The organism is Chitinophaga sp. 180180018-3, from assembly GCF_037893185.1.
Lineage (GTDB): Bacteria > Bacteroidota > Bacteroidia > Chitinophagales > Chitinophagaceae > Chitinophaga.
The window spans coordinates 6,402,324-6,415,960 of record NZ_CP140772.1; the positions used below are offsets into that span (position 1 = coordinate 6,402,324).

Sequence of the window (13,637 nt, forward strand, 5' to 3'; positions counted from 1 at the left end):
CCTTTGCACCGCCATAATAGGAGCACAATACTGAGCCTTACAACTGCTTAACATTAACTAAGAAGCCATCACGCAGCAGATCTATGCTAGCATGATGGCTTCGCCAATTAATAACAACGCCGGTCCCCTGCTCAGGAACCGGCGTTTAATTTATTTCAGATAATGGTTATTCTTCCATCATCTCCATTACTTCACGTACAATATCTTCCGCATTGGGTTTGGAAAAATAATCGCCGTCAGAGCCATAAGCCGGGCGATGTGCCTGTGCGCTTAATGTTCTTGGTGTCACATCCAGCCAGCGGTAGCCTCCCTGTTCCTCTATCACCTGCTGGAACATGTAGGCTGTGCCCCCTCCCGGTACATCCTCGTCTACGAAAAGTATGCGGTTGGTTTTCTTCAGCGATTGTACAATGCTATGATGAATATCAAAAGGCAAAAGGGTTTGCACGTCTATCAGTTCGCAGGAAACGCCCACTTCCTGAAGTGTGGCAATTGCTTCTTCGGCAATGCGCGTAGTAGAACCATAGGTAACAATGGTTACATCGGTTCCTTCATGCAATACTTCCGGAATGCCCAATGGCACCGTATATGCTTCCAGGTTAGCCGGTAGTTTTTCCTTCAGGCGGTAACCATTCAGGGATTCAATAACGAGTGCCGGTTCATTGGCCAGTAAGAGCGTGTTATACATACCTGCTGCCTGCACCATGTTACGGGGCACGCATACATACATACCACGAAGCGCATTCACGATCATTCCCATCGGAGAACCACTGTGCCAGATACCTTCCAGCCGGTGTCCGCGGGTACGCACAATCAGCGGGCAATGCATGATGCCTTTTGTACGATACTGCAGGGAAGCCACATCGTCGCTCAGCGGCTGCAAACCGTAGAGGATATAATCAAGATACTGGATCTCGGCTATCGGGCGTAATCCGCGCAATGCCAGACCTATGCCCTGTCCCATGATAGTCAGTTCCCTTATACCGGTATCGCTTATACGATCTTTTCCGTGTTTCTGTTGTAATCCGGCAAAGCCCTGATTCACATCCCCAATCTTGCCCACATCTTCTCCAAAAGCAAATACACGGGGATTGTTGGTGAACAGCTGATCAAAATATTTATTAATGATTTCATAGCCGTTGACGGTAATACTGTCGGCCTCATAAATGGCCGGTACTACCGGTACATTCAGCGCAGAATTTACGCCAGTGGCGTAGAGATACGTATTGTAATTCTCTTTTTCTTCCTGCAAATAGCTATCGTAAAACTGTTGCAACGCCTGCACAGCAGCATCCTGACGCAACGCTCTGTGCTTCAGCAGGATGGTGGCAGCGGCTTTTAATATATCACGGCGAAGTGGTTCGCGATTGTTCTGTACATCACGAACAGCCATGTTGATCATATTGGTATCAGCACCTTCCAGCGCAGCAACCGGTGTAGCAACCGCAATAAAGCGTTGTACATGATCCCTGATGGGAGCAATGTACTTTTCCCAGGCAGTTTTCCGGGCTTCCTGTGCCTTTACTTTAGCAGCAGCCTCAATTGCTTTCAAAGTATCCTCATCACTTAATGCGTTTTCTATAATCCAGGAACGCATTTTAGTGTTACAGTCAAATTCCTTTTCCCAGGCCAGGCGCTCCTTACTTTTATAGCGTTCGTGAGAACCGCTGGTAGAGTGCCCCTGTGGCTGTGTAATCTCTTCCACATGGAAAAGCGCGGGGATATGCGTTTCACGCATCTTGCGGATAGCAGCTTCAAACACCTCACACATGCCGGCATAATCCCATCCTTTTACATTATAGATATCGAACCCGTTAGTGCCATCCGCTTTGCGGAAACCTTCCAGGGCAATGCTGATAGAGTTTTTAGTAGTCTGGTATTTACGGGGAACCGAGATACCATATCCATCATCCCATACAAATACAGCCAGTGGTACCTGCAGCACACCAGCAGCATTCATGGTTTCCCAGAAATGTCCTTCCGACGTAGAGGCGTCACCGATAGTAGCAAAACAGATCTCGTTACCATTGTTAGACAGTCCTTTATATGAATGTAAAGTTTCAACTTCACGAAATACTTTAGAGGCATACGCCAGTCCCAGCGCGCGAGGCATCTGGGCAGCAGTTGGCGCCATGTCGGCCGCCGAATTCTTCATTTCCACCAGGTTCAGCCAGTTGCCGTCTTTATCAAGATTAGGCGTAGCAAAATGCGAATTCATCTGACGCCCGCCGGAGAAAGGATCATTATTCTGATCCGGATCAGCATACAACTGCGAGAAGTATTGTTCTGCCGTGGCCATTCCTGTGGCAAAGGCTATGGTTTGGTCGCGATAGTAACCGGAACGAAAGTCCCCTGGCTGAAAGTATTTCGACATTGCAATCTGCGCCACTTCCTTACCATCTCCAAAAATGCCAAATTTTGCCTTACCTGTAAGCACTTCCCTACGGGCCAGCAGACTAACTTCCCTGCTTTCGCAGGCCAACCTGTAATCATTTAATACTTCCTTGCGGAATTCTTCGAATGATAACCGGCTTTCTAAATTCATAGCTAGTTCGTTATTTTCTATCATGCCTGGTTGTTAAAACACAAAAGTAAGGTTAATTATACAGTTCAAAAATGTTGTAAATCTACCATTTAAAATAATCTGATTTTTTTTAATAGGAATTTAATAAATTGTAAGTATTGTAATACTTTTTGGCCGTAAATTTGTTCTTGCCATAAAAGATATTAATTTTTTTTAACCGGTAGCTTTAAAACCATCATATGAAAATGAAAAAATTTATCTTATCCCTGTTTGCGAGCATGCTGTTGACAACAGCTTTGTGGGCTCAAAGTGCAGCAACTCAGAATGCAGCTGACACCAAAGTAAAATTTGCCAAAGAAACTATAGACTTCGGAAAAACTGAATTGAACAAACCTGTTAGTGTTGACTTCGAATTCACTAATATTTCCAAAGAGCCGGTGCTGATCGAAACTGCCCGTGCAAGTTGCGGTTGCACTACTCCCAAATGGACACAGGAACCAATTCTGCCTGGTAAGAAAGGTAAAGTAACCGCGAGCTACAGCGCTAACGGTTTGGGTCAGCAGAATAAAACCATCTGGGTTAAGTTCAGAGGAGTAGATCAGGATAAGGAACTGCACCTGACAGGTACAGTTAGTTCCAACAACAAGTAATAGTCTCCTTTAAACATAATTAAGACCTTACAGCCAATGGCTGTAAGGTTTTTTTGTTGCTCATACTATCCCCTATCTTTGCAAACCAAGAATCAAAACAATTTTATGCCTACCATTAGCCAGAGAGGTGAGCAGATGCCACCTTCTCCCATCAGAAAGCTTGTACCATTCGCTGAAGAGGCCAAGAAAAGAGGGGTGAAAGTATATCATCTCAACATTGGACAGCCGGATATAGAAACGCCCAAACCCGTACTGGACGCCGTGCGCCATTCAGAGTTCAAGATCCTGGAATACAGCCACAGCGCAGGAAACGAGAGCTATCGTCGTAAACTGGTTTCTTATTACGACCGGTTCAATATTTCCGTAAACCATAACCAGATCATTGTAACTACCGGGGGATCCGAAGCCATCATATTTGGGTTTATGGCCTGCCTGGATCCGGGAGATGAAGTAATTGTGCCGGAGCCCTTTTATGCCAATTACAATGGCTTTGCTGTGGAAGCAGAAATAAAGATCAAAACCATTACTTCCAGCATAGAAACGGGGTTTGCCCTGCCGGCGATGACCGATTTTGAAAAAGCGATCACTCCCCGTACTAAGGCGATACTGATCTGTAATCCCAATAACCCTACCGGCTATCTGTATAGTCAGGAAGAAATGGAAATATTAAAACAACTGTGTCTTAAATACAACCTTTTCCTGTTCTCTGACGAGGCCTACCGTGAATTCTGCTATACAGGGCAGCATTTTTCCGCGATGAACCTGGAGGGGCTGGAAAACAATGTGATCCTGATGGATACCATTTCCAAGAGATATAGTGCCTGTGGTGGTCGTATCGGAGCATTTGTTACCAAAAACCAACAGGTGCTGGATGCAGTGATGAAGTTCGCTCAGGCCCGTCTGAGCCCTCCCTCCTTCGCGCAGATCGCCGGAGAAGCGGCTATAGACCTTCCAATGAACTATTTCGATGGTATCAAGGCCGAGTATCTGAGCCGCCGTGATGTGCTGGTAGAGATGCTGAACAAGATTCCGGGCGTGTTTTGTCCGAATCCGGGAGGCGCTTTTTATGCAATGGCCCGGTTACCAATCGATGATGCCGACAAATTTTGTCAGTGGATATTGGAATCGTTCTCCCACGAGGGGCAAACTGTAATGATGGCGCCGGGAACCGGTTTTTATGCTACGCCGGGACTAGGCAAAAATGAAGTACGGTTCGCCTATGTGCTGAATACAACAAACATCCGTCATGCGATGGTCTGCCTCGAAAAAGCATTGGAAGCTTATCCGGGTAAAACTTCCAAATAATTTTTTTCCAATAGGGAAAATGAAAAAGGTTATATTTATATTATAAATAAATATATGTTTATATTTTCCATCAAAAACACAAAATTTTAACATTGGATACTTGCAAAAGTCAATTTATTTTTTGTACATTTGATGAAGAAACAACAAAACAAGAAATATAAATCAAATTATAAATTATTTACAAATGCGATAGTCGGCAAAATCTAAACTTGTTTAAGAAAAAATTAACCTGCTTTATTTCTTAATAAGTTTAATTGGTCCGAACTTTGACTTATCAATTACAGGAAGATTTATCAGTCTTCTGTAAAACTCAAAGATTTACTAAAACGTTTTAGCAAAATATCGTATTTTTGTATCAGTTTTTCATAACGTGGAATTTATAAAGGCAAACGGCTCTGATCACAGAGCCGTATTTTTTTGCCCTAATCTGTCCATTTCTTCCTATAAACAGTCAAATTTTCAGTTGGGGCATAAATATTCTTAAAATATTCGCGTTCCGGTTTACCTTTTTTCTATAATATTGTTATGTAATAAAACGGGCGGATTTACCTCCTTGGTAACATTCGTTTGTTTTCATAACGTGGAATTTTAAAATGCAACGGTCCTGATTCCTCAGGACCGTCTTTTTTGTACCAGACTACCAGCCATAAAAACGAATCACCGAAGCGATTTTAATATTATACGCTTCGGTGATTCGTTTTTATGGCTAATAGCTACAGGCTAACAGCTATTTTTTGTATTCTTTGATCATGGTGAAAAAGTCATCGAACAGATAACGGCTATCGAACGGACCAGGTGTCGATTCCGGGTGATATTGCACACTGAATGCTGGTTTATTCTTAATCCGGATACCTTCCACTGTATGATCGTTCAGGTTGACATGCGTTACCTCTATATGCTCACTGGCTGCGATGGCTTTAGCATCAACCGCAAAACCGTGGTTTTGAGTGGTGATCTCACAAAGACCGGTTCTCAGATTCTTAACCGGGTGATTCAATCCGCGGTGGCCGTGGTGCATTTTATAGGTAGGGATGCCATTGGCAAGAGCCAACAACTGATGTCCGAGGCAGATACCGAACATTGGTTTCTCTGCCGCCAGGATTTGTTTTACCGTTTCCACAGCATACGTCAGCGGAGCCGGATCGCCAGGGCCATTGGAGATGAAATACGCATGTGGTTTGAACTCCTCACATACTTCAAACTTAGTATCTGTCGGGAAAACCTGCAGGTAAGCGCCTTTTTCAGAGAGGCATTTCAGCATGTTTCTTTTCACCCCGTTATCCAATACCGCGATACGGATCTCTGCATTAGGATCCCCTATGTTGTATACTTCAGAAGTGGTCACTTCTTTGCACAGGGCAAGCCCTTCCATAGATGGCACCTTAGCTAATTCAGCTTTCAACTGATGAATATCCAGAATTTCGGAAGAAATGATACAATTCATTGCTCCTTTACTGCGGATATGAGAAACGAGTGCGCGAGTGTCGACATCATAGATAGCTACCAGGTTGTTGTCGGTCAGGAACTGCTCCAGTGACTCGTCCGCCATTTTCCTGGAGTAGTTGTAAGCGATATTCTTAGCAATCAAACCGTTGATTTTCACACTGCCACTTTCCACATCCGTTTTTCTGGTTCCATAGTTACCGATGTAGCAGTTGTTCATAATCAACACCTGACCTTTATAGGAAGGGTCTGTAAACACTTCCTGGTAACCCGTCATACCGGTATTGAACGCCAATTCGCCGGAGGCAGTGCCGATTTTTCCAAAAGCTTTTCCCTGAAAAACCGTACCGTCTTCTAATAGCAGTATGGCAGGTTGGATGGTTCTAGTCTGAGGCATTTCTGGTATCTGTCTTGTTTTATATTTCAAAAAAAACCTTCAAGGGTCTGCGCGCCCTGAAGGTTCGGATAAAAAACCGTGCAAAGGTATGAAATGCAACAGTTAATTACAGATTTTTTTTGCCAGAAGATATGTTACTTAATTTTTACAGATTTAAGTATCCGTTGGGCAACCTGATGCCCGACGGGGTCATCGTCCCGATAACTAATAAAGATTTGCCACCGGTGCCGTTCTTTGGTCATTACCAGATTGCAGAACGATAACTTTATACTCCCTCTGTACAGGTAATTGCCTTCCTCCAGCATCCCCTGGATTCCGGAAATCAACACTGGTACGGCTTTGCAATTGATATCGGCAGCCGTTTCCCGGAGCTGTAAATTAATATGTGCCGCTGCAATGGCTTCTTCCAGTGTATTAGCCACGTTCGGCTGAAAACTATGCATATTCACTGTAATCTGGATTCCGCTACCATCCTCATTCTTATAGGTTTTTGCATATTCTGTGACCTTTGCATCTTCCGGATCAAGGGGTTGATCGTGTATCCATAGTTTCACCGGCGTATTTATTTCCAATGCCTGCCGGCCAATGGTAACGTGTTGCCAGTTACGGTAGAGATAACTGGCGGGCACCCGGGGATACATTAGGGTATATACTGCTTTCTTCCCGAACAAGGTTCCGGTAACGGCGATCAGTACGGCGAAAACAGCCAGAAACCATATTACTTTCCGCCTGCTGGCAGGCCGGATTGACTTTTTCAGTCGCCCGGTGAATGTTTCCGGGATATTTTTTGGGGAGAATCCTACTTCCCGGATATACTCTTCAAAAGAGACCATAGGATGTAGTTTTCTCCATTCGGCAAAAGCCAGAGGCAACTTCTTTCCACAGGCATCACAAAAGGTCAGGTATTCAGATTTCATCGGGTTGGGATGCCCACAGGTATCACAGCGCAGGTATTTCATAAGTAAGGTGATTGCACTGTAATATTACGAAATTTATACATTTATAAACGCATAAAAAAGGACAAAGCCGGGCTTTGTCCTTTTTCTTGTATCGTTAATGAAGAATTACTCAGCAGATTTTTCTTCAGTGGCATCAGCTGCTTTAGTTTCAGTAGCGTCAGCTTTGGTTTCGGTAGCATCAGCTTTTTTCTTAGCACCACCAGCACGACGGGTTTTCTTAGCTGCAGCTTTTTCTGTTGTTTTACCGTAAACTTCGTTGAAGTCTACCAGTTCAATCAGTGCAACTTCAGCGTTATCGCCCACACGTTTGCCCAGTTTAATGATACGGGTGTAACCACCAGGACGGGTAGCAATTTTTTCGCTGATTGTACCAAACAGTTCCTTGATAGCTTCTTTGTCCTGCAGATAGCTGAACACGATCCTACGGTTGTGAGTAGAATCAGTTTTACCCCTGGTCAGCAGCGGCTCAACATACACGCGCAGGGATTTAGCCTTTGCCAGTGTAGTGGTGATACGTTTGTGGCTGATCAGTTCGCAAGCCAGATTAGACATCAGGGCTTTACGGTGGGAAGCAGTTCTGCTTAATTTGTTTAATTTAACTCCGTGACGCATGACATTTGTATTTTATCCCTTACACCGTGTCAGGAATTGTAAGGTACTTTTTAAAGAAAAATTAAGCGTTAAGAATCTGGAATCTGGGGCTGAAGCGTTGCTTAGCCAGTTCTCCACACTCAGTGCTCAATTCATTAATTCTATTCTTCTTCCAGTTTCAGCTTAGACAGATCCATACCGAAGTGCAGACCTCTTTCGCCTAATACCTGTTCAATTTCGCTCAGTGATTTCTGGCCGAAGTTTCTGAACTTCATCAGTTCTTCCTGTTCGTATTGTACCAGTTCGCTGAGTGAATTGATTTTTGCTGCTTTCAGACAGTTGAATGCACGTACACTCAGATCGAGATCTTCCAGCGGTGTTTTCAGTATCTTACGCAGCTGCAGTGTTTGTTCATCTACCACATCTTCTTTCTCAGCGTCTTTAGTATCAAAACTGATATTTTCATCAGTGATGATCATCAGGTGCTGAATGAGGATACGGGAAGCTTGCTTAACTGCTTCTTCCGGGTGGATAGTACCATCAGTGACAACCTCCATAACGAGTTTCTCATAGTCAGTTTTCTGTTCCACACGGGTGTTTTCTATACTGTACTTTACGTTTTTGATAGGCGTAAAGATAGAGTCGATAGCAATGTAGCCAAATACTGCATCTTTGGGTTTATTTTCCTCAGCCGGAACGTAACCACGGCCTTTACCGATGGTCAGTTCGATATCCAGCTTGGCAGAAGGATCCAGGGTACAGATCAACAGGTCTGGGTTCATGATCTGGAAAGCACTGGTGGCTTTTTCAATCATATCAGCACGGAACTCTGTTTTACCCTTGATGGACAGCGTAATCTTTTCGTTCGCTACATCATTTTCAGAGATCCTTTTGAAACGAACCTGTTTCAGGTTCAGGATGATCTCAGTAACGTCTTCAGTAACACCTTTCAGTGTAGCAAACTCGTGATCAGCTCCTTCAATTTTAATACCCACAATGGCATAGCCCTCCAAAGAAGACAACAGTACGCGACGTAACGCATTACCGACAGTCACAGCATAACCTGGTTCTAATGGACGGAATTCGAATTGAGCTTCAAAGTCAGTAGACTTCTGCAAAACGATCTTATCAGGTTTCTGGAAATTTAAAATTGCCATTGATATGATAGATTTATTTGTTAAATATGAAGTTAGTCCATGACCAACTGGCCATGGACTATTATTTATTACTTAGAGTACAATTCTACAATCAGTTGTTCCTTGATATTTTCAGGAACGCTCTCTCTCTCAGGATAAGCAATGAATACGCCTTTCATTTCTTTCTCGTTCCAGTCTAACCAGCTGAACTTAGGATTTTTTCCACGGATAACGCTGGTGAGGGCTGAATTGTTTGCAGCTTTATTTTTCAGGCTGATTACATCACCTGGTTTCAGCTGGAAAGAAGGAGTATTTACCACAATACCGTTAACGGTGATGTGTTTGTGAGAAACCAGCTGACGGGCAGCAGGACGGGAAGGAGCGATACCGAGACGGAAAACGGTGTTATCCAGGCGAGCTTCCAGCAATTTGATCAATACTTCACCGGCAACGCCTTTTCTACGGGTAGCTTCATCGAACAGGTTGCGGAACTGGCGCTCCAGCAGACCGTAAGTGTATTTAGCTTTTTGTTTTTCTCTCAGCTGCAGTGCGTATTCACCTAACTGTTTACGTTTACGGTTAGCACCGTGCTGACCCGGAGGGTTGCTGTTCTTGTTTAAATACTTTCCATTACCGAGAATGGGTTCGCCAAAAATTCTGGAAATTTTGGTTTTTGGTCCTGTGTACCTTGCCATGTTTTAAATATACTTTAGATTTTTTAGTTAATGATGCATGCTCTTCAAAAAATCTGAAAACCTGATCATGCACCCAATTATTGATAAACTACAACGTCCAGATACCAAATTTCATCTGAAATCTGGTACCTGGAAGCTGCAAATATATTATGCTATACTCTTCTTTTCTTAGGAGGACGGCAACCGTTGTGAGGTAAAGGCGTAACGTCTTTAATCATGTTCACTTCGATACCGGAATTAGCGATAGCACGGATAGCGCTTTCACGACCAGCTCCAGGGCCTTTTACAAAAACGTCTGCTCTTTTCAGACCTGAGTCCATAGCTACTTTAGCAGCATCTTGTGCAGCCAGCTGAGCTGCATACGGAGTGTTCTTTTTAGAACCTCTGAAGCCCATTTTACCAGCAGAAGACCAGGAAATAACCTGACCATGTTTGTTGGTAATGCTTACGATGATGTTGTTAAAGCTAGCGGAGATATGAACATCTCCGTAGTTATCTACTTTTACTACTCTTTTCTTATTAGCAGCAGTTTTTGTATTATTTGCTTTTGCCATAATGATTTAAATTCCAAATATGAAATTCCGCATCCCAAATTTACATGACTCACTTGCCATTGAAACCCCGCATATTCGGACTTGGGATTTCAACCTGGGATTTTATTTATTATTTCTTAGTTGCTTTTTTCTTACCAGCCACTGTCTTACGCTTACCTTTACGGGTACGGCTGTTAGTACGTGTACGCTGACCTCTTACCGGTAAGCCTTTCCTGTGACGCAGACCACGGTAGCAAGCGATATCCAGCAGACGCTTGATATTCATTTGTACTTCAGAACGCAGTTGACCCTCTACCTTAAACTCACCGTTAATAATGTTACGAATGGCGGCTTGTTCGTCGTCATTCCAATCGCGCACCTTTTTGTTTACATCAATTTCCGCCTTGTTCAGGATATATTGGGCGGTAGAACGGCCTATACCAAAGATATAGGTAAGACCAATTTCTCCTCTTTTATTTTTAGGAAGATCTATACCGGCTATACGTGCCATATTTCTATTTTAGATTTAATATGATTCTGATTTAAAATCAAATTCCACAAGGAATTGATTAACCCTGGCGCTGTTTATAACGAGGGTTCTTTTTGTTGATCACCAACAAAACGCCTTTCCTACGAACTATTTTACAATCCGCGCTTCTTTTTTTGATTGCAGCTCTTACCTTCATGATTATTACTTTATAAAAGGTTATGATATTTGTTAAATTGTTTTGCCGGTCCCTTCTGATTCTCCTGTCTATTTGTATCTGAAAATTATACGGCCCCTTGACAAATCGTACGGGCTCATTTCCACGCCTACCTTATCCCCTGGCAGAATGCGTATGTAGTGCATTCTCATTTTTCCAGAAATGGTGGCCAGGATCTCATGCCCGTTTTCCAGTTTTACACGGAACATAGCGTTCGACAAGGCTTCTAATATAATTCCATCCTGTTTAATGAGTGCCTGTTTTGCCATAAAAATTTTTAGGACTGCAAAGATAGCATTTATCTTTTGAAATAGAAAAATTTACCCCGATTATTATTAATATTGCCAGTTTTTACTCGAAAAACCATTTGATTATCTTTCAAAAGCCGTTTATATTAGATAAAACTAAAATTCCGATTAATAATTTGAATTCAATTCAGGGTTGTTTTTCTCTGCTTTTTCGATCTCTGTAAAACTAGACAACACATCAGCCTTTCCTTTACCAACCGCTACCGTATGTTCGAAGTGAACAGACGGACTACCATCGCGGGTAGCAACAGTCCACCCATCTTCCAGGTACTCTACATCCTTGGAGCGGAGATTGATCATGGGTTCGATGGCAATTACCAATCCTTCTTTCATGATCGGGCCACTGCCTCTCTTACCGTAGTTAGGAACCTGCGGATCTTCATGCAGGTGGCGGCCAAGGCCGTGCCCTACCAGTTCCCTTACTACACCATAACCACGTTCTTTCTCGGTATATTCCTGAATGGCGTAGGAGATATCTCCTACCCTGTTGCCTACAATAGCCTTTTCTATTCCTTTATACAGGGAAGCTTTAGTAGCCGTCATCAGTCGTAGCACATTTTCGGCCACATTACCGATGGCAAAGGTATAGGCGCTATCGGAGTGATAACCATTCATATAAACGCCTACATCCACTGTTACGATATCGCCATCCTTCAGTACGTATGTATTAGGGATACCATGTACTACCTGCTCATTTACGGAAATGCAGCAGGCATTGGGGAATCCTTTATAGTTTTTAAAAGAAGGGGTTCCACCATTTTCAACAATGAACTTATCCGCGATTGCATCCACATCCAGGGTGCTCATACCAGGTTTGATAGAGCGAGCTACTTCAGCCAGCGCAGCACTGAGGATGCTGGCGCTTTTGCGTATGAGTTCTATTTCTTCCTTCGTCTTATAGTGAATCATGTTAATAGCTTTTAGCTGTCGGCCTTTAACGCTTAGTAAAAATGCAGCGGAGAACACACCATATGTTATTCTCCGCTGTTTTCTTTTAAAGCCAAAGGCTTATGCTATATCTTATCACGCATTTGCAGGAGCAGTTCTGCCCTTAATGCGGCCTGTGCTCATCAGACCATCGTAATGGCGCATGAGCAGCTGGCTTTCAATTTGTTGCAGTGTATCCAGGATAACACCCACCATGATCAGCAGGGATGTACCACCAAAGAAGGTAGCAAAGTTGCTGTTCACTTTAAATGCGGCAGCTACACCTGGCAATATACCTACCAGTGCCAGGAAGAATGCTCCAGGCAGTGTGATACGGTCCATCACAGCTCCGATATAATCGGCCGTTGCTTTACCAGGCTTAACACCCGGAATGAATCCGTTATTACGTTTCATTTCATCCGCCATTTGAGTTGGATTGAAAATCAACGCAGTATAGAAGTAAGTAAATACGATAACGAGCACCGCATAAATCAGGTTGTACCAGCCATTAGTATGATCGCTAAAAATGCGGATAAAGCCGGAGGCATTGTCGGAAGTAGCAAAACCTATCGCAGTAGCGGGAATAAACATGATCGCCTGAGCGAAGATGATAGGCATAACACCTGCAGCATTCACTTTGAGGGGAATGAACTGGCGTACACCACCATATTGTTTATTACCAACGATACGTTTAGCATAATTCACCGGTATTTTCCTTGTACCCTGTACCAGGAGGATCAGACCTACTGTGATCAGGATGAAGATAGCGATTTCAATGAGGAACAGGATCGGTCCACCCGCTTCACCTGCAACCTTACTGGAGAACTCTGCGACGAGCGCCTGCGGCAGACGGGCAAGGATACCCATCATGATGATGATGGAAGTACCATTACCGATACCTTTATCTGTGATCTTTTCACCGAGCCACATTACAAACAGGGTACCTGCTGTAAGCACAACAGTGGTAGAGAGCCAGAAGAAAAAGGTGCCGTATTCAGCGATAATAGCGCCACCGGATTGATTACGCAGATAAGCTACATAAGCGCTTGCCTGGAAACCTGTTACTATTACTGTGAGATAACGGGTAAACTGGTTGATCTTTTTGCGGCCGCTTTCACCTTCTTTCTGCAGTTTCTGAAAATAAGGAACTGCTATGGTCAACAGCTGGATAGCGATTGAAGCAGAGATGTAAGGCATGATACCTAACGCGAATATGGACGCCCTTGAAAACGATCCACCGGCAAACATGTTAACTAAACCCAGGATACCTTGATTAGAATTTTTCTCAAAGTTGGTGAGCGCGTTTGCATCAATGCCAGGCAAAGCGATATAGGATCCTATGCGGTAGATGAGGACCAGGAGCAGGGTGGTCAGGATGCGGTTACGCAGATCCTCGATGCTCCAGATATTCTTAATCGTTTCGATAAATTTCTTCACAGGAAGATAAAGGTTTAATAGCGCTATT

At 43.6% G+C, this 13,637-nt stretch carries 13 protein-coding genes and 1 pseudogene; 2 read left to right on the plus strand and 12 right to left on the minus strand.

What is annotated here, in order from left to right:
* Positions 1–166 precede the first annotated feature (166 nt).
* The gene (locus UNH61_RS25065; protein ID WP_326994758.1) at positions 167–2,545 is read right to left on the minus strand and encodes a thiamine pyrophosphate-dependent enzyme; all 2,379 of its coding nucleotides are present in this window, start codon (positions 2,543–2,545) and stop codon (positions 167–169) included.
* A 224-nt stretch (positions 2,546–2,769) separates the two neighbouring features.
* Here UNH61_RS25065 and UNH61_RS25070 point away from each other — a divergent pair, with 224 nt between their 5' ends.
* Both UNH61_RS25070 and UNH61_RS25075 read left to right on the plus strand, forming a co-directional pair.
* Complete coding sequence (locus UNH61_RS25070; RefSeq protein WP_326994759.1) at positions 2,770–3,174, plus strand: DUF1573 domain-containing protein; 405 nt, start codon at positions 2,770–2,772, stop codon at positions 3,172–3,174.
* A gap of 105 nt (positions 3,175–3,279) precedes the next feature.
* Positions 3,280–4,479 carry a pyridoxal phosphate-dependent aminotransferase gene (locus UNH61_RS25075; protein ID WP_326994760.1) on the plus strand — a complete coding sequence of 400 codons (1,200 nt, stop codon included), beginning with the start codon at positions 3,280–3,282 and terminating at the stop codon, positions 4,477–4,479.
* Between the two features lie 727 nt (positions 4,480–5,206).
* On the opposite strand, the gene carA is transcribed toward UNH61_RS25075, so the two are convergent.
* From carA to secY, 11 genes and pseudogenes are all read right to left on the minus strand, one after another.
* Positions 5,207–6,319 (minus strand): glutamine-hydrolyzing carbamoyl-phosphate synthase small subunit, encoded by a 1,113-nt coding sequence (gene carA, locus UNH61_RS25080; RefSeq protein WP_326994761.1) that lies wholly within the window; start codon positions 6,317–6,319, stop codon positions 5,207–5,209.
* A gap of 134 nt (positions 6,320–6,453) precedes the next feature.
* A complete protein-coding gene (locus tag UNH61_RS25085; protein WP_326994762.1) occupies positions 6,454–7,278 on the minus strand; it encodes a hypothetical protein in 825 nt (274 codons plus the stop codon).
* A 249-nt stretch (positions 7,279–7,527) separates the two neighbouring features.
* A pseudogene (gene rplQ / locus UNH61_RS25090) lies at positions 7,528–7,890 on the minus strand (50S ribosomal protein L17); the annotation flags it as partial.
* A 140-nt stretch (positions 7,891–8,030) separates the two neighbouring features.
* Positions 8,031–9,026, minus strand: coding sequence for a DNA-directed RNA polymerase subunit alpha (locus tag UNH61_RS25095; RefSeq protein WP_326994763.1), 996 nt, complete (start codon positions 9,024–9,026; stop codon positions 8,031–8,033).
* Positions 9,027–9,094: 68 nt separating this feature from the next.
* The gene (gene rpsD / locus UNH61_RS25100; protein WP_326994764.1) at positions 9,095–9,700 is read right to left on the minus strand and encodes a 30S ribosomal protein S4; all 606 of its coding nucleotides are present in this window, start codon (positions 9,698–9,700) and stop codon (positions 9,095–9,097) included.
* Positions 9,701–9,852: 152 nt separating this feature from the next.
* Positions 9,853–10,254, minus strand: coding sequence for a 30S ribosomal protein S11 (gene rpsK, locus UNH61_RS25105; protein WP_079470752.1), 402 nt, complete (start codon positions 10,252–10,254; stop codon positions 9,853–9,855).
* A gap of 109 nt (positions 10,255–10,363) precedes the next feature.
* Complete coding sequence (gene rpsM, locus UNH61_RS25110; protein ID WP_326994765.1) at positions 10,364–10,744, minus strand: 30S ribosomal protein S13; 381 nt, start codon at positions 10,742–10,744, stop codon at positions 10,364–10,366.
* 58 nt (positions 10,745–10,802) lie between these two features.
* Complete coding sequence (gene rpmJ, locus UNH61_RS25115; protein WP_326994766.1) at positions 10,803–10,919, minus strand: 50S ribosomal protein L36; 117 nt, start codon at positions 10,917–10,919, stop codon at positions 10,803–10,805.
* Positions 10,920–10,987: 68 nt separating this feature from the next.
* Entirely contained in the window at positions 10,988–11,206 is a 219-nt protein-coding gene (gene infA, locus UNH61_RS25120) for a translation initiation factor IF-1 (RefSeq protein WP_012789309.1), read from the minus strand.
* 147 nt (positions 11,207–11,353) lie between these two features.
* Positions 11,354–12,154 (minus strand): type I methionyl aminopeptidase, encoded by an 801-nt coding sequence (gene map, locus UNH61_RS25125; protein WP_326994767.1) that lies wholly within the window; start codon positions 12,152–12,154, stop codon positions 11,354–11,356.
* 114 nt (positions 12,155–12,268) lie between these two features.
* Positions 12,269–13,609, minus strand: a complete 1,341-nt coding sequence (gene secY / locus UNH61_RS25130; protein ID WP_326994768.1) for a preprotein translocase subunit SecY — start codon at positions 13,607–13,609, stop codon at positions 12,269–12,271.
* Positions 13,610–13,637 lie beyond the last annotated feature (28 nt).

Excerpts from the sequence above, each read along its gene's own strand:
- UNH61_RS25095 (WP_326994763.1), bottom strand. The coding sequence starts at position 9,026 with ATGGCAATTTTAAATTTCCAGAAACCTGATAAGATCGTTTTGCAGAAG.
- UNH61_RS25070 (WP_326994759.1), top strand. The coding sequence starts at position 2,770 with ATGAAAAAATTTATCTTATCCCTGTTTGCGAGCATGCTGTTGACAACA.
- rpmJ (WP_326994766.1), bottom strand. The coding sequence starts at position 10,919 with ATGAAGGTAAGAGCTGCAATCAAAAAAAGAAGCGCGGATTGTAAAATA.
- UNH61_RS25085 (WP_326994762.1), bottom strand. The coding sequence starts at position 7,278 with ATGAAATACCTGCGCTGTGATACCTGTGGGCATCCCAACCCGATGAAA.
- UNH61_RS25075 (WP_326994760.1), top strand. The coding sequence starts at position 3,280 with ATGCCTACCATTAGCCAGAGAGGTGAGCAGATGCCACCTTCTCCCATC.
- UNH61_RS25065 (WP_326994758.1), bottom strand. The coding sequence starts at position 2,545 with ATGAATTTAGAAAGCCGGTTATCATTCGAAGAATTCCGCAAGGAAGTA.
- rpsD (WP_326994764.1), bottom strand. The coding sequence starts at position 9,700 with ATGGCAAGGTACACAGGACCAAAAACCAAAATTTCCAGAATTTTTGGC.
- rpsM (WP_326994765.1), bottom strand. The coding sequence starts at position 10,744 with ATGGCACGTATAGCCGGTATAGATCTTCCTAAAAATAAAAGAGGAGAA.
- map (WP_326994767.1), bottom strand. The coding sequence starts at position 12,154 with ATGATTCACTATAAGACGAAGGAAGAAATAGAACTCATACGCAAAAGC.
- carA (WP_326994761.1), bottom strand. The coding sequence starts at position 6,319 with ATGCCTCAGACTAGAACCATCCAACCTGCCATACTGCTATTAGAAGAC.
- rpsK (WP_079470752.1), bottom strand. The coding sequence starts at position 10,254 with ATGGCAAAAGCAAATAATACAAAAACTGCTGCTAATAAGAAAAGAGTA.
- infA (WP_012789309.1), bottom strand. The coding sequence starts at position 11,206 with ATGGCAAAACAGGCACTCATTAAACAGGATGGAATTATATTAGAAGCC.